We start from the raw sequence: 14,745 nt of genomic DNA, 5'->3' as shown, positions 1-14,745 counted from the left end.
GCCTGATCCAATTTTTTTCATTCATTGGAGTATAACCAGCTTGGTAGAGGTGTAGGTCGGATAAGTGAGTCGGCTGTCACACTTGGCCGTATTGCTGCCCGTGCCGCAGCCAACGGTTGAGCAGCGGGCTGACATGCTCAGGCCAGCGTTCCAGCAGCGCCTGCGCCGCATCGCGCACTGCGGGCAACAGGTCGGCGTCGCGCATCAGGTCGGCGACCTTGAATTGCAGCAAACCGGTTTGGCGGGTACCGAGCATTTCTCCCGGGCCGCGCAGCTCGAGGTCTTTTTCAGCGATGACAAAGCCGTCGTTGGTTTCGCGCATGATGCCCAGCCGTTGGCGGCCGATCTGCGACAGCGGCGGGTGATACAGCAGCACGCAGTGGCTGGCGGCGCTGCCCCGCCCGACACGGCCGCGCAATTGGTGCAGTTGGGCCAGGCCCAGGCGTTCGGGGTTCTCGATGATCATCAGGCTGGCGTTGGGCACGTCCACGCCGACCTCGATCACGGTGGTGGCCACGAGCAATTGCAGGTTACCGGCCTTGAACTCGGCCATCACTGCAGCTTTTTCGGCAGGTTTCATACGGCCGTGGATCAGCCCGACCTTGAGCTCACCAAGGGCACTGGTGAGGTCTTCATAGGTGGTTTCGGCGGCCTGGCAGGTCAGCTCCTCGGACTCTTCGATCAGCGTACACACCCAGTACGCCTGGCGGCCTTCGGCGCAGGCGCCGCGCACGCGTTCAATCACTTCGACGCGTCGCGTGTCGGTGACCAGCACGGTGTTGACCGGCGTACGGCCGGGCGGCAGTTCGTCGAGAATCGAGGTGTCGAGGTCGGCGTAGGCACTCATCGCCAGGGTGCGCGGGATGGGCGTGGCGGTCATGATCAACTGGTGCGGGTTCATGCGCCCACCCACGCCTTTCTGGCGCAGGGCCAGGCGCTGTTGCACGCCGAAGCGGTGCTGTTCGTCGATGATCACTAGGGCCAGGTTCTTGAACTGCACTTCATCCTGGAACAGCGCATGGGTGCCCACCACCATCGGTGCGCCGCCGGCAATCTGCTCCAGCGCCGCTGCGCGCGTCTTGCCCTTGAGCTTGCCGGCCAGCCACGCGACTTCCAGGCCCAGCGGCTCGAGCCAGCGTTTGAAGGTGATGAAGTGTTGCTCAGCGAGAATTTCCGTGGGCGCCATCAACGCGACCTGGTAACCGGCTTCCAGGGCCTGCAAGGCGGCGAGGGCGGCGACCACGGTCTTGCCCGCGCCCACATCGCCCTGGATCAGGCGCAGCATCGGTTCCTGCTGGCTGAGGTCATAGGCGATTTCATTGCCGACGCGTTGCTGCGCGCCGGTCGGTGCGAAGCCCAGGTTGGCCAGGTATTGCGCGGGCAGGCGCGTGGCTTTGGGCATCGCCGGTGCGCGCAGCGAGCGCATGCTTTCGCGCAGGCGCTGCTGGGACAGTTGATGGGTCAGCAGCTCTTCAAAGGCCAGGCGATGCTGCGCCCAGTGATGGCCGAGGGCGAGTTCGTCGACATCGGCGTCAGCCGGCGGGTGATGCAGGTAGCGAATCGCATCCGCCAGAGGCGCCAGTTGATAGTCGCGGGCCAGCTCCAGCGGCAACCAGTCGGGCAGGCTTTGCGGGCCGAGCATCGTCAGGGTTTGCATGCACAACTGGCGCAGGCGTTGCTGGGTGAGGCCTTCGGTCAGCGGGTAGATCGGCGTGAGGGTGGTGTCCACCGGCGGTGGTTCGTCGCCGGTAATGGCGCGGTACTCCGGGTGGTAGATCTCCAGGCCCGAGGCCCCCGGACGCGCTTCGCCGTAGCAACGCACGCGGGTGCCGCGCTTGAGGCCTTCTTTCTGCGCATTGCTGAAATGGTAGAAGCGCAGGCTCAGGCCACCGGTGCCGTCCTGCAGGCGCACCACCAGGCTGCGGCGCTTGCCCATCACCACGTCGGCGCCGCTGACGGTGCCTTCGATCACCGCGTCCTGGCCGGGACGCAAGTGGCCGATGGGCACGACGCGGGTGCGATCCTGATAGCGCAGCGGCAGGTGGAACAGCACGTCCTGAAGGTTTTCCAGGCCGACCTTGGCGAGTTTCTCGGCCATGGCCTCACCGACACCCTTGAGTGCCGTCACCGGCACCTGCGACAGCTCAGTCATACCGTTACTCAGCTCGCAGCAGACGGTTTGGCCACCGAGCACAGGCGGATCGAGTCGGCGAGGATCTCGATGGCTTTTGGCCGTGGAAAGCTGGCGCGCCAGGCGATTGCCACGGTACGGAAGGGCACCGGCGGCGTAAGTGGGCGCACTTCGATTACGCCGGGGGCGTAGTGATGGCTGTCTACCGCCGACAACGGCAGGATCGAAATACCCAGGCCGGACGCGACCATGTGGCGAATGGTCTCCAGGGAGCTGGATTCCACCGTGGTGTGCTTGGCGCCGTCGTTGCCTTTGGTCAGGGTCGGGCAGGCTTCCAGCACCTGGTCGCGGAAGCAGTGGCCTTCACCGAGCAGCAGCAGGCTCTTGTCATTGAGCAGGCCGGCGTCGATGGTTTCCTTCTGGGTCCATGGGTGCGAGGCGGGCATCAGCACGTAGAACGGCTCGTCGTAGAGCGGCAGGGTCAGCACGTCCGCCTCATTGAACGGCAGGGCGATGATGATCGCGTCCAGCTCGCCGTTGCGCAGTTTGTCGCGCAGCACGTGGGTGAAGTTTTCTTCGATATACAGCGGCATCTGCGGCGCGACGCGGTGCAGTTGCGGGATCAGATGGGGGAACAGGTACGGGCCGACGGTGTAGATGGCGCCGACCTTGAGCGGTGCGGTCAGCTGGTTCTTGCCGGCCTGGGCCAGCTCGCGAATGCTTTGCGCTTGTTCCAGCACCTTCTGGGCCTGGGCAACGATGCCTTCGCCCACCGGGGTGAGGCGCACGGCGCTCTTGCTGCGCTCGAAAATCAGCACACCGAGTTCGTCTTCGAGCTTTTTCACGCCCACCGACAGCGTCGGCTGGCTGACGTGGCAACGCTCGGCCGCGTGGCCGAAGTGCTGTTCTTGGGCGAGGGTCACGATGTAGCGTAATTCTGTAAGAGTCATAGCGGGCGTCCATGAGGTTGCGGGCCAAGCATACCGGCTGCAATCGATAGACGCACGTTATCAGAACTTTGCTGGGGATTGAGCGAGGACTGTCGGTAATTTTGCTGATTCGCTGCCGTTGAATGTGGAAGGGAGCCAGCCCCCCTCCACATTGCCCTGCTAGCGGCGACGTTTATCGATGTTGTAAACAAACGGTGCGACGAGTTCCACACTGCCGTTTTTCAACAGGTCGGCCGGTGGTTTGGGCAGGGGTTGAGCCTTGCGGATCATCTCCAGCGTGGCGCGGTCCAGGTCGGCGTTGCCGGAGCGGCCCTCCAACTCGTAGGACAGCACATTGCCTTCGCCATCGACCACGAAGCGCAAGCGGTTCATGCCTTCCTTGCCACGTTGCTGGGCGCCCGGCGGGTACTTCTTGTACTTCTGCAGGTGCGCCAGCAGGGTGCTTTGCCAGGAGGCCTGGGCGGCAAGCTGTTGCGCCGACGGGCCCGGAGCGGGCTGGGCGGATTTCTGCGCAGGCGCGTTGCTCGGCGGCGTGTCGCTCGGTGGCTCCTCGGAAGGTTTCTCCTTGGGCGGCTCGGGCTTCTTCTCCACCGGCTTGGGCGGTTGTGGCTTGGGCTTTGGCTTGACCGGCTTAGGCACCTGGATCGTCGGCTTGGGCGCCTCGGCCAACTTCGGCAGCGGCAGCTCTTCGACCGGTGGTGGCGGTGGCGCAACGACCTTGGGCGGTGCAGGCGGCGGCGGTGGCGCCGGCAGGGGCGCCAGGTCGATGACCATCGCGGCCGGAGGCAACGGGATCGCCTGCGGCGCGGACCATTTAAGCGCGATGATGATCGCGACGGCATGCACGCCCAGCACGACTGCGAGGCTGCTGCCATAACGCGTCAGTTTGTGGCGCGTCGTGATCATTTCTTGGCTGCCGTCTCAAGTCCGACCAGGCCTACCTTGAGGTAGCCGGCTGCCCGCAAGGCGTCCATCACGCTCATCAGGTCGCCGTAGTCCACGCCCTTGTCGGCCTGGAAGAAGATCGTCGTGTCTTTCTTGCCTTGGGTCTTGGCATCGAGCACCGGTCCCAGGGTTTCAGCCTTGACTTCTTCTTCGCCCAGGAACAGGCGCTGGTCGGCCTTCACGCTGAGAAAAATCGGCTTCTCCGGGCGTGGCGCCGGCTTGGCGCTGGACGCGGGAAGGTCAACCTTGATGTCCACGGTAGCCAACGGTGCCGCCACCATGAAGATGATCAGCAGCACCAGCATCACGTCGATAAACGGCGTGACGTTGATTTCGTGATTCTCGACGAGCTCGTCGTCGCCTTGATTCAAATGCAGGCCCATGGCCGATTACCCCACTTTCACCATGTGCGGTTGCGAGCTGCGCTCGGTAGGCAGGTGATCGAGGTCGCGGCTGACCAGCAGCAGGACTTCTGCCGACGCGTCCGATACCTGGGCCTTGTAGCCGGCGATCGAACGGGCGAAGACGTTGTAGATCACCACCGCTGGGATCGCGGCAACCAGGCCCAGGGCCGTAGCCAGCAAGGCTTCGGCGATGCCGGGAGCAACCACGGCGAGGTTGGTGGTCTGGGTTTTGGCGATGCCGATGAAGCTGTTCATGATGCCCCACACGGTACCGAACAGGCCGACGAAGGGGGCGGTGGAACCGATGGTCGCCAGCACGCCGGTGCCACTGCTCATGTTGCGACCGCACGCGGCCACCAGGCGCTCCAGGCGGAAGCTGACGCGTTCCTTGATGCCTTCTTTTTCGCGGGTGTTGGCCGACAGGCGCATTTCTTCCAGGGCGTCATGCACCAGCAGGTTGGCCAGGGTGCCCTTCTTGGTGGCGGTTTCACTCGCTTCCTTGAGGGTGGCGGCCTTCTTCAAGTGGACGATTTCAGTGCGCAGACGACGCTTGGCGCCCAGCAGCTCGAAGCCTTTGGCGATCCAGATGGTCCAGGTAATGATAGAGGCGATAGCCAGGCCGATCATCACGGCTTTCACCACCACGTCGGCGTTCTGGTACATGCCCCACGGGGACAGGTCATGGGCCATGCCCAGGGTGTTGTCTTCTTCCAGCACTACGCCAGTGCCGTCGGCAGGAGCTGCAGCCTGGGCCGGGTCGGTTGGCGCAGCCGGGGTGGCGGTATTCTGCTCGGCAGCGGCTGGCGCGGCAGGTGCGGTGGCATCAGCGAAGGCGGCGGTCGGCGCCAGCAGTACGCTGAACAGCATCGCAGCAATCGCACGCCAGGCGCGGGATGGGCTGTGAGGCTTGGTTGGCGAAGCGGGGTTTGTATGACGTGTCATGCTGGCCGGACCTGAGAGAAAATAATGGGTGATCGTCCTGCCAGACCCCTGTGGGTCGAGGACAAATGGGTGGTTATTATTGCAAGTAATTCTTGTTAACTAAAGTGGCACTGTTACTTTATTTCGCTTTTTACTGGCCGTTGATCCTCTCGCGCGGCTAATCTGCGCCTTTGAGAATGGAGTTTTATGATGTCTGCGCCTTCTGTTGTGATTGCCGGTTGCGGCGATGTGGGTAGTCGGCTGGCTAGCCAATTGCTGGCCGCAGGCTGGGAGGTGCATGGCCTGCGCCGCGATATTTCGCGCCTTCCCGCCGGCGTGATCGGCATCGCCGGTGATCTGTTCGATAAAGCCTGTCCCGACACTTGGCCGATCGGCGGAGTGGATTACCTGGTGTACTGCGCTGCGGCCACCGACCACGATGAGGCCGGTTACCGCGCTGCCTACGTGCAAGGGTTGCAGCATGTGCTGGAGTGGCTGGGCGATTACGGCCAGGCGCCCAGGCATTTGCTGTTTGTGTCCAGCAGCAGCGTATATGGGCAGCAGAATGGCGAGTGGGTCGACGAAACCTCTGAAACACAGGCGAAGGGTTATTCCGGCCAAGTCATGCTCGAAGCCGAGCAAGTGGCACTCAATGGTGGCATCCCCGCGAGCGTCGTGCGGCTGACCGGCATTTATGGCCCGGGCCGCGAGTGGCTGCTGACACAGGTTCGGCAGGGTTATCGCGTAGCCGTCGACCCGCCTTTATATGGCAACCGGATTCACGCCGATGACGCGGCGGGCTTGTTGGCGTTTTTGTTGCGGTATGTGGAGCAGGGCGGTTCGCTGGACAAGGTTTATATCGGGGTCGACGATGCGCCGGCGCCATTGGCCGAGGTGGTGGGTTGGTTGCGCGAGTATCTGGGCGTGACGGAGTGGTCCGAGGACGCCAGTGTGCGGCGTGCGGGCAGCAAGCAGTGCAGCAATGCGCGCATCAAGGCGCTGGGCTGGAAGCCGACGTATCCGACTTATCGCGAAGGCTATGCAGCGATCCTGAAGGGCTGAACTCGATTAAAAATGTGGGAGGGGGCAAGCCCACTCCCACATTTGGATCTGTGTCGCAGCGGTTATTGCTTTTCAAGCAGCCATTGGCGCGGGCCTGGCGTGAACTGGGGCACTTCATCCGCCTGCGCGGTGTTGATCGCCTGGAAGATTTCCAGCTGCTTGCCTTTGCGCGCAAAGATCCACGGGTTGCCCACGCCATTCTCCTGCAGCCAAAGGCTGTCGTAGCCGCCGCTCATGGAGGCGCAATCCCCGGCCAGGCACAGCGAATACTGATCAGCGCCAGGCAGGCCGGCGACTTTGCCGTTGGCCTGGAACTGTACCGTGGCGCCATTACCGACACCGTCGGTGATCTTCCAGTCTACGCCCAAGTACGCCGCATAAAGCGCCCGCTCGAAGTTGGCGCCCAGTGGCGCGCCCTCCGGAGCCGGGTCCTTGGAGCGCGTGAACAGTTGCTCAGGCTCGTTGTCGTTGGCCACCTGCAGCAGCTTTTTGCCTCTGCGCTTGAGCTCGGTGGCAGAGCTGCCGTAGAAGTCCACGCTCCAGGCGCCGGGCTTTTGCGCCAGCAACTTGCCTTCCGCCACTTCAAAACCGTTGTAGTAGCGTGCCTGCAGGGCCTTGGTGTTGACCTCCCATTCGAGGTTCGGGCCAAAGGTCTGCAAGGCTTCACGCAAAGGGCCGCCCTTGGCTGCCGCATCGATGGCGGCCTGGTTGATCCAGGTACCGCTCACATCCAGATTGGCAGGGTTGCTGGCACAGCCGCCGAGCAGCAAGGCGAGCAACGAAGAGGCAATAAGCGCTTTGCGCATGACTAAATCCTTCTGAAACAAAGTCGGCGCAGCGGTTGAGGCTGCGCCGGGTGCTTTTACTCGATGACCAGAATCGCGTCCATTTCAACCTGCGCGCCCTTTGGCAGGGCAGCGACGCCGATGGCGGCGCGGGCTGGGTACGGCTGTTCGAAGTACTTGCCCATGATCTCGTTGACCTTGGCGAAGTGGCTCAGGTCGGTGAGGAAGATGTTCAGCTTGACGATGTCTTTGAACGAACCGCCAGCCGCTTCAGCCACGGACTTGAGGTTTTCGAAGACCTGTACGGTCTGTGCTTCAAAGCCTTCCACCAGTTCCATGGTCTTTGGGTCCAGCGGGATCTGGCCGGACATGTAGACGGTATTGCCCGCCTTGATCGCCTGGGAATAAGTACCGATGGCGGCCGGGGCTTTGTCACTGGTGATTACTGTCTTGGTCATGAATGACTCCTTGTAATAGGCGATGGCTTGTTTGAAGAACTACGCACGCATGCGGGTGATGCGAATCACCCCGGTCAAGGCACGCAGTTTCTTGATCACGCGGGCCAGGTGCACGCGGTCGTGCACGCTGACCACCAGCTGGACCACGCTGATGCGCCCATCGCGTTCGTCCATGCTGATTTTCTCGATATTGCCGTCGGCCGCGTTGACGCTGCTGGCCAGCAGCGCGATCAGGCCACGCTGGTGCTCCAGCTCCACGCGCAGCTCGACATTGAATTCGCCGGTGACATCCTTGGCCCACGAAAGCTGGATGCATTTTTCCGGGTTGTGCCGGATTTCGCTGATATTGCGGCAGTTGTCCAGGTGCACCACCATGCCTTTGCCCGCCGACAGGTGGCCGACAATCGGGTCGCCCGGGATCGGAGTGCAGCATTTGGCATAGCTGAGCACCAGGCCCTCGGTGCCGCGAATCGCCAGCGGGCCTTCGGGGCTTGGCAACTGTTCGCCTTCGCCGAGCAGGCGGCGCGCAACCACGTAGGCCATGCGGTTGCCCAGGCCGATGTCTTCGAGCAGGTCCTCGATGGTTTCCTGGCGATACTCGTGAAGCATCGCTTGCACGCGCTCCTGCGGAACCTTGTCCAAGGCGCTGTCAAAACCGTTGAGCACCTTGTTCAGCAGGCGTTCGCCCAGGCTGATGGATTCGGAACGCCGCTGCAGTTTCAAGGCGTGGCGGATGTGCGTACGCGCCTTGCCGGTCACGACGAAGTTGAGCCAGGCCGGATTCGGTCGCGCGCCTGGGGCACTGACGATCTCCACCGTGGAGCCGCTTTGCAGCGGTTCGGACAGCGGCGCGAGACGACGATTGATCCGACAGGCGATGCAGCTGTTGCCCACATCGGTATGCACGGCGTAGGCAAAGTCGACCGCCGTGGAGCCTTTGGGCAGCTCCATGATCCGGCCTTTGGGCGTGAACACGTAGACCTCGTCCGGGAACAGGTCGATCTTTACGCTTTCGATGAATTCCAGGGAGTTGCCGGCACGTTGCTGCATCTCCAGCACGCCCTTGACCCACTGGCGGGCACGGGCATGGGTGCCTTTGGGCTGCTCATCGCCGCTGGATTTGTACAGCCAATGGGCAGCGATGCCGTTGTTGGCCATCTCTTCCATTTCGCGGGTGCGGATCTGGATCTCGATCGGCACGCCGTGCATACCGAACAGCGTGGTATGCAGCGACTGGTAGCCGTTGGCCTTGGGAATCGCGATGTAGTCCTTGAAGCGCCCCGGCAGCGGTTTGTACAAATTATGTACAGCGCCCAGCACGCGGTAGCAGGTGTCGACCTTGTCGACGATGATCCGGAACGCATACACGTCCATGATCTCGTTGAAGGCCCGACGCTTGCCGCGCATCTTCTTGTAGATGCCGTAGATGTGTTTCTGCCGCCCGCTGACTTCGCCTTCGATCTCGTCGATCGCCAGGCAATGGCTCAGGGACTCTTCGATCTTGTTGACGATTTCCTTGCGGTTGCCCCGGGCGCGCTTGACCGCCTGGTAGATGCGCGCAGAGCGCATCGGGTGCATGGCCTTGAAACCGAGGTCTTCGAACTCGATACGAATGGCGTGCATGCCCAGCCGGTTGGCGATGGGCGCGTAGATTTCCAGGGTTTCCTTGGCGATTCGCCGGCGTTTTTCGCCGGAGAGCACTTCCAGCGTGCGCATGTTGTGCAGCCGGTCGGCCAGCTTGACCAGGATCACGCGGATATCGCGGGCCATGGCCATGGCCATCTTCTGGAAGTTTTCCGCCTGGGCTTCGGCCTTGGTCTCGAAGTTCATCTGGGTCAGTTTGCTGACCCCGTCGACCAGCTCGGCCACGGTTTCGCCAAATTGCGCGCTGAGCGCTTCCTTGGCGATGCCGGTGTCTTCGATCACGTCATGCAGCATCGCGGCCATCAAACTCTGATGGTCCATGTGCATGTCGGCAAGAATGTTTGCCACGGCAAGAGGATGCGTGACATACGCCTCGCCACTGCGGCGGCGTTGGCCGTCGTGGGCTTGTTCGGCGTAGAAATACGCTCGGCGGATCAGGTTGACCTGGTCGGGGCCGAGGTAGGCCGATAAGCGATCGGCGAGGGCGTCTATGCTCGGCAAAGTGTGAACTCCTGCCGAAGGCTGTGACCCCGCGCCGTGCTACGTCGACCAGGCATAGGCTTAGACGGCCTCGTTGGACTCGTCCTCGAACGCTGCGAACAGCGGTTCGTCTTCAACGATTTCAGCGTTGGCGATGAACTCATAGCTCATCAGGCCTTCTGCGATTTCACGCAGGGCTACAACGGTAGGCTTGTCGTTTTCCCACTGGACCAGGGGCTCTTTGCCGCCAGTGGCCAGTTGACGGGCACGCTTGGTAGAGAGCATGACCAGCTCAAAGCGGTTATCCACGTGTTCTAGGCAGTCTTCAACGGTTACGCGGGCCATGGTATTCCTCGGAGCGAATGCAAGATGCGCGCTGCCCGGTTGGGCGAGCGGACTGAGCAGTTTAAAAAATCACCAGCGTTTAGGGAAGCGCTGATTTTTCGCAGACCCTCGCAAAACCGCTGCAAGTGCCAATGTAAAGCCCTTGCAGCGGTTTTGGGAAGGGCCAATCAGCCGAGCAGTTCGGCGAGTAATTTGCCGAAACGCTGCTGTTGACGCTTTTGCTGCAGCTGGTTGGCGCGGAAAATCGCCTTTAAATCATCCAGCGCGTGGGCAAAATCGTCGTTGATGATCAGGTAGTCGTAGTCGACGTAGTGGCTCATTTCGCTGACGGCTTCGCGCATGCGGCCCTCGATGATCTCGTCGCTGTCCTGGCCGCGGTTGGTCAGGCGCTGGTGCAGGGCTTCAAGCGAGGGCGGCAGGATGAAGATCGAGCGCGCCTTGGGCATCAGCTGGCGCACTTGTTCGGCGCCCTGCCAGTCGATTTCCAGAATCAGGTCATGGCCTTCATCCAGTGTCTGCTGCAGATGGCTTTGCGAGGTGCCATAGAGGTTGCCGAACACTTCGGCGCGCTCCAGGAAGTCACCGTGCTCGATCATCTTGACGAACTCGGTACGCTCGACGAAGTGATAGTGCACGCCGTTCACTTCACCCGGGCGCATGGCGCGCGTGGTGTGGGAAACCGAGATGCGGATCTGCTCGTCAGCGTCGGTCAGGGCCTTGACCAGGCTGCTCTTGCCCGCGCCCGAAGGGGCGGAAATGATGTAAAGGGTGCCGGTGCTGTGGGTCATGGAGGGTGCCTTACTCAATATTCTGTACTTGTTCGCGCATTTGCTCGATCAACACTTTGAGGTTGACCGCAGCCGTGGTGCTGCGCGGATCGAACGCTTTGGAGCCCAGTGTATTGGCTTCGCGGTTGAGTTCCTGCATCAGGAAGTCCAGGCGCCGACCGGCGGCACCACCGGACTGGAGCACCCGGCGCACTTCGAGGATGTGGGTGCTCAGGCGATCGAGCTCTTCGGCGACGTCACTCTTTTGTGCCAGCAGGACCATTTCCTGCTCCAGGCGCACCGGGTCGAGGTCGGCCTTCATGTCGGCGAAGCGGTCCAGGACCTTCTGGCGCTGGGTGGCGAGCATCTGCGGCACCAGCTCACGCAGGGTGACGACGTCTTCTTCGATTGAGCTCAAGCGCTCGCTGATCAACCGCGCCAGCTCGGCGCCTTCACGCTCGCGGCCGGCCTTGAGTTCCTTGAGGCCCAGGTTGAACAGGGCCAGGGCCTCGGCGTTGAGGGCTTGCGGGTCGGTGGCGTCGGCCACCAGCACGCCGGGCCAGGCCAGCACTTCCAGGGGGTTCAGCGCGGCCGGCTGCTTGATCAGGCTGGCGATGGTTTCAGCGGCAGCCACCAGTTGCGCGGCGCGGTCGCGGTCGACCTGCAAGGGTTTGCCGGTGGTTTCTTCGGTAAAGCGCAGGGTGCATTCCAGCTTGCCGCGGGAAATGCCCTGGCGCAGCGCTTCACGCACGGCGCCCTCGAGGTCGCGGAACGACTCCGGCAGGCGCAGATGCGGCTCCAGGTAGCGGCTGTTGACCGAGCGCAGTTCCCAGCTCAGGGTGCCTTGTGCGCCGGCTTTTTCGACGCGGGCAAAGGCGGTCATGCTGTGCACCATGGAGGTACCTCGCGTTACAGTCCCGCAAACACGGGCTGGTGGTTAAGAAGGCGCAGGATTGTAGCGCAGTGCGCAGGAGGCGCCCAAACATGCGCATTCGTAACCGGATTTTAAGAAGTGCCCCGAATCGACTGGCGGCTCTATAATGCTCGGCAGTTTTTCGTCCTCAGTACAGGTATTCCCTATGAAACGTCCAAGTGGTCGCGCTGCCGATCAGCTCCGCTCGATCCGCATCACCCGCAACTACACCAAACACGCCGAGGGGTCCGTACTGGTCGAGTTTGGCGATACCAAGGTCATCTGCACCGTCAGCGTCGAGAACGGCGTGCCGCGCTTCCTCAAAGGCCAGGGCCAGGGTTGGTTGACCGCTGAATACGGCATGCTGCCGCGCGCCACTGGCGAGCGTAACCAGCGTGAGGCCAGCCGTGGCAAGCAGGGCGGGCGTACCCTGGAAATCCAGCGCCTGATCGGCCGTTCCCTGCGCGCAGCCCTGGACATGACCAAGCTGGGCGACGTGACCCTGTACGTCGATTGCGACGTGATCCAGGCCGACGGCGGCACCCGCACCGCCTCGATCACCGGCGCCATGGTGGCCCTGGTTGATGCACTGAAAGTGATCAAGAAGCGTGGCGGCCTCAAAGGCGGCGACCCGCTCAAGCAAATGATCGCCGCCGTCTCGGTGGGCATGTACCAGGGCGAGCCGGTGTTGGACCTGGACTACCTGGAAGACTCGGCCGCCGAGACCGACCTGAACGTGGTCATGACCAGCACCGGTGGTTTCATCGAAGTGCAGGGCACCGCCGAAGGCGCGCCATTCCAGCCAGCTGAACTGAACGCCATGCTGGCCTTGGCGCAGAAAGGCATGAACGAAATTTTCGAACTGCAGAACGCCGCACTGGCTGACTGAGCCGATCTCAAGGAGAAACGCCATGAATGACAACAGCCAAATGCCGGTGCCTGCGCCTTCCTATGAAGTGCGGCAGGGGGCAATGTTGTGCCATCTCGCGGCGTTTCTGGGATTCGTGTTCCCTTTCGGCAGCGTTGTGGGGCCACTGATCCTCTGGCAGATGAAGAAGGAGCAGGATGCGTTTATTGATGATCAGGGCAAGGAAGCCCTGAATTTCCAGATCACCGTCGCCATCGCCTGGATCGCTTGCATCGTGCTGGCCTTCGCAGTGATTGGTTTCTTCCTGATGATTGCCCTGGCGATTGCCACGGTAGTGCTGACCATCATCGGCAGTATCAAGGCCAACAAGGGGATCGCCTATCGCTATCCTCTGACCTGGCGTCTGGTCAAATAATAGCCATCCACAAAAAAACCGACATCGCTGTCGGTTTTTTTGTGCCTGGAAAAAGACCTCAGATGGTCAAGGTCCAGTCGTAGTCCACGATCAGTGGTGCGTGCTGCGAGAAGCGCGGCTGGCGCGGCAAGCGGGCACTGCGTACGAACCGGCGCAGACCTGGGGTCAGCAGCTGGTAGTCGAAACGCCAACCCAGGTTGAGCATTTCAGCCTGTTCGTTATCCGGCCACCAGCTGTACTGGTCGCCTTCGCGGCTGACTTCGCGCAGGGCATCGACATAGCCCATGTTGCCGACAATCTCGTCCATCCAGGCCCGTTCCGGCGCCAGGAAACCCGGGGATTGCTGGCTGTCGCGCCAGTTCTTGATATCCAGCTTCTGTTGCGCCACGTACAGCGAGCCACAATAAATGTACTCGCGACGTTTGCGTCGCTGTTTATCCAGATAACGGGCGAAGTCGTCCATTAGCTTGAATTTCTGGTTCAAGTCTTCATCGCCGTTCTGCCCCGAAGGAAGCAGCAAGGTCGCGATGCTGACCTTGTCGAAATCGGCTTGCAGGTAGCGCCCGTAGCGGTCGGCTGTCTCGAAGCCGAGGCCGCTGATGACCGCCTTGGGTTGCAACCGCGAGTACAAAGCCACGCCACCTTGGGTGGGCACTTCGGCATCGCAGGCATAAAGGAAGTAGCCATCCAGTTGGAAGGCTGGGTCGTCCAGTTCAAAGGCGGAGGCGCGGGTGTCCTGCAGGCAGATGACGTCGGCATTCTGTGCTTGCAGCCAACTGAGCAAACCACGCTCGACTGCAGCCTGAATACCATTAACGTTCACACTGATGATCCGCATAAATGGCCCCAAAAATCGCGTGCGTGTATGATACACGCCGTCTACCTAATTAGCTAAATCCGTGGTATCTGAGGCTTTTTTCATGCAGGCGTATCAACGCGATTTCATTCGTTTTGCCATCGATCGCGGGGTTTTGCGCTTCGGTGAGTTCACCCTCAAGTCCGGGCGCACCAGCCCGTATTTCTTCAATGCTGGCCTGTTCAACTCGGGTTCGGCCCTGGCTCAACTGGGGCGTTTCTACGCCGCGGCCATTGTTGAAAGCGGTATTTCCTTCGACGTACTGTTTGGCCCGGCCTACAAGGGCATTCCCCTGGCTGCGGCTACTGCGGTGGCGCTGGCGGAACATCATGGGCAGGACCTGCCGTGGTGCTTCAACCGCAAGGAAGCCAAGGCCCACGGCGAAGGCGGCAGCCTGGTGGGCGCGCCGCTCACGGGCGATGTGCTGATCATCGATGACGTGATTACCGCCGGCACCGCGATCCGTGAAGTGATGCAGATCATCGCTTCCCAGGACGGCGCCAAGGCCGCGGGTGTGCTGATCGCACTGAACCGCCAGGAGCGTGGCAACGGTGAGTTGTCGGCGATCCAGGAAGTGGAGCGTGACTTCGGCATTCCGGTGGTGAGCATTGTGTCGTTGAACCAGGTGTTGCAGTTCCTGGAAGATGATCCGCAGCTTAAGCAGCACTTGCCGGCGGTGCGGGCGTATCGCGAGCAGTTTGGCGTCTGACACAGAACTTCATGCCGGTGAGGGCTCATGTGGGAGGGGGCTTGCTCCCGATGGCGGTGTATCAGCCGGTATATCCAGCACTGAGCCACCGC

16 protein-coding genes are annotated in these 14,745 nt (G+C 61.8%); 4 read left to right on the top strand and 12 right to left on the bottom strand.

Translation table 11 applies throughout. From position 1 onward, the window contains the following. Nucleotides 1–76: 76 nt before the first annotated feature. The 5 genes from recG to exbB form a co-directional block, all read right to left on the bottom strand. Nucleotides 77–2,152, bottom strand: coding sequence for an ATP-dependent DNA helicase RecG (recG, locus tag C4J87_RS25355; protein WP_124368828.1), 2,076 nt, complete (start codon nt 2,150–2,152; stop codon nt 77–79). Between the two features lie 8 nt (nt 2,153–2,160). Further along, nucleotides 2,161–3,081: a hydrogen peroxide-inducible genes activator gene (locus C4J87_RS25350; RefSeq protein ID WP_124368827.1), complete on the bottom strand. Its 921-nt coding sequence runs from the start codon at nt 3,079–3,081 to the stop codon at nt 2,161–2,163. A gap of 159 nt (nt 3,082–3,240) precedes the next feature. Further along, the gene (locus C4J87_RS25345) at nt 3,241–3,987 is read right to left on the bottom strand and encodes an energy transducer TonB (RefSeq protein ID WP_124364984.1); all 747 of its coding nucleotides are present in this window, start codon (nt 3,985–3,987) and stop codon (nt 3,241–3,243) included. Then, nucleotides 3,984–4,409 carry a TonB system transport protein ExbD gene (gene exbD, locus C4J87_RS25340; RefSeq protein ID WP_003195519.1) on the bottom strand — a complete coding sequence of 142 codons (426 nt, stop codon included), beginning with the start codon at nt 4,407–4,409 and terminating at the stop codon, nt 3,984–3,986. The genes C4J87_RS25345 and exbD overlap by 4 nt, the downstream gene beginning before the upstream one ends. A 6-nt stretch (nt 4,410–4,415) precedes the next feature. Beyond that, a complete protein-coding gene (gene exbB, locus C4J87_RS25335; RefSeq protein WP_124368826.1) occupies nt 4,416–5,372 on the bottom strand; it encodes a tonB-system energizer ExbB in 957 nt (318 codons plus the stop codon). 189 nt (nt 5,373–5,561) lie between these two features. Here exbB and C4J87_RS25330 point away from each other — a divergent pair, with 189 nt between their 5' ends. After that, on the top strand, nt 5,562–6,413 hold the full coding sequence (locus tag C4J87_RS25330; protein WP_124368825.1) for an SDR family oxidoreductase: 852 nt from the start codon (nt 5,562–5,564) through the stop codon (nt 6,411–6,413). 62 nt (nt 6,414–6,475) lie between these two features. Here the strand turns inward: C4J87_RS25330 and C4J87_RS25325 are convergent, their stop codons facing one another. From C4J87_RS25325 to C4J87_RS25300, 6 genes are all read right to left on the bottom strand, one after another. Then, nucleotides 6,476–7,219, bottom strand: a complete 744-nt coding sequence (locus tag C4J87_RS25325; protein WP_124368824.1) for a hypothetical protein — start codon at nt 7,217–7,219, stop codon at nt 6,476–6,478. A gap of 56 nt (nt 7,220–7,275) precedes the next feature. Further along, nucleotides 7,276–7,656 carry a RidA family protein gene (locus C4J87_RS25320; protein WP_003176922.1) on the bottom strand — a complete coding sequence of 127 codons (381 nt, stop codon included), beginning with the start codon at nt 7,654–7,656 and terminating at the stop codon, nt 7,276–7,278. Nucleotides 7,657–7,695: 39 nt separating this feature from the next. After that, on the bottom strand, nt 7,696–9,801 hold the full coding sequence (spoT, locus tag C4J87_RS25315; protein WP_124368823.1) for a bifunctional GTP diphosphokinase/guanosine-3',5'-bis pyrophosphate 3'-pyrophosphohydrolase: 2,106 nt from the start codon (nt 9,799–9,801) through the stop codon (nt 7,696–7,698). A gap of 60 nt (nt 9,802–9,861) precedes the next feature. Further along, entirely contained in the window at nt 9,862–10,125 is a 264-nt protein-coding gene (gene rpoZ / locus C4J87_RS25310) for a DNA-directed RNA polymerase subunit omega (protein ID WP_003176920.1), read from the bottom strand. A 167-nt stretch (nt 10,126–10,292) separates the two neighbouring features. Continuing rightward, nucleotides 10,293–10,913, bottom strand: a complete 621-nt coding sequence (gene gmk / locus C4J87_RS25305) for a guanylate kinase (RefSeq protein ID WP_003213284.1) — start codon at nt 10,911–10,913, stop codon at nt 10,293–10,295. Between the two features lie 10 nt (nt 10,914–10,923). Next, nucleotides 10,924–11,787 (bottom strand): YicC/YloC family endoribonuclease, encoded by an 864-nt coding sequence (locus C4J87_RS25300; RefSeq protein ID WP_124368822.1) that lies wholly within the window; start codon nt 11,785–11,787, stop codon nt 10,924–10,926. A 184-nt stretch (nt 11,788–11,971) separates the two neighbouring features. On the opposite strand from C4J87_RS25300, the gene rph reads away from it, so the two are divergent. Next, nucleotides 11,972–12,694 (top strand): ribonuclease PH, encoded by a 723-nt coding sequence (rph, locus tag C4J87_RS25295; protein WP_124368821.1) that lies wholly within the window; start codon nt 11,972–11,974, stop codon nt 12,692–12,694. Nucleotides 12,695–12,716: 22 nt separating this feature from the next. Further along, nucleotides 12,717–13,088 carry a DUF4870 domain-containing protein gene (locus C4J87_RS25290; protein ID WP_124364976.1) on the top strand — a complete coding sequence of 124 codons (372 nt, stop codon included), beginning with the start codon at nt 12,717–12,719 and terminating at the stop codon, nt 13,086–13,088. A gap of 58 nt (nt 13,089–13,146) precedes the next feature. On the opposite strand, the gene C4J87_RS25285 is transcribed toward C4J87_RS25290, so the two are convergent. Next, nucleotides 13,147–13,926, bottom strand: coding sequence for an exodeoxyribonuclease III (locus tag C4J87_RS25285; RefSeq protein ID WP_003195493.1), 780 nt, complete (start codon nt 13,924–13,926; stop codon nt 13,147–13,149). An 82-nt stretch (nt 13,927–14,008) separates the two neighbouring features. On the opposite strand from C4J87_RS25285, the gene pyrE reads away from it, so the two are divergent. Further along, nucleotides 14,009–14,653: an orotate phosphoribosyltransferase gene (gene pyrE / locus C4J87_RS25280; protein ID WP_003195489.1), complete on the top strand. Its 645-nt coding sequence runs from the start codon at nt 14,009–14,011 to the stop codon at nt 14,651–14,653. The last annotated feature ends 92 nt before the right edge of the window (nt 14,654–14,745 follow it).

Origin of the sequence: Pseudomonas sp. R1-43-08 (genome assembly GCF_003852255.1) — a bacterium.
GTDB lineage: Bacteria > Pseudomonadota > Gammaproteobacteria > Pseudomonadales > Pseudomonadaceae > Aquipseudomonas.
This window is presented reverse-complemented; position numbering and strand designations above follow the sequence as displayed.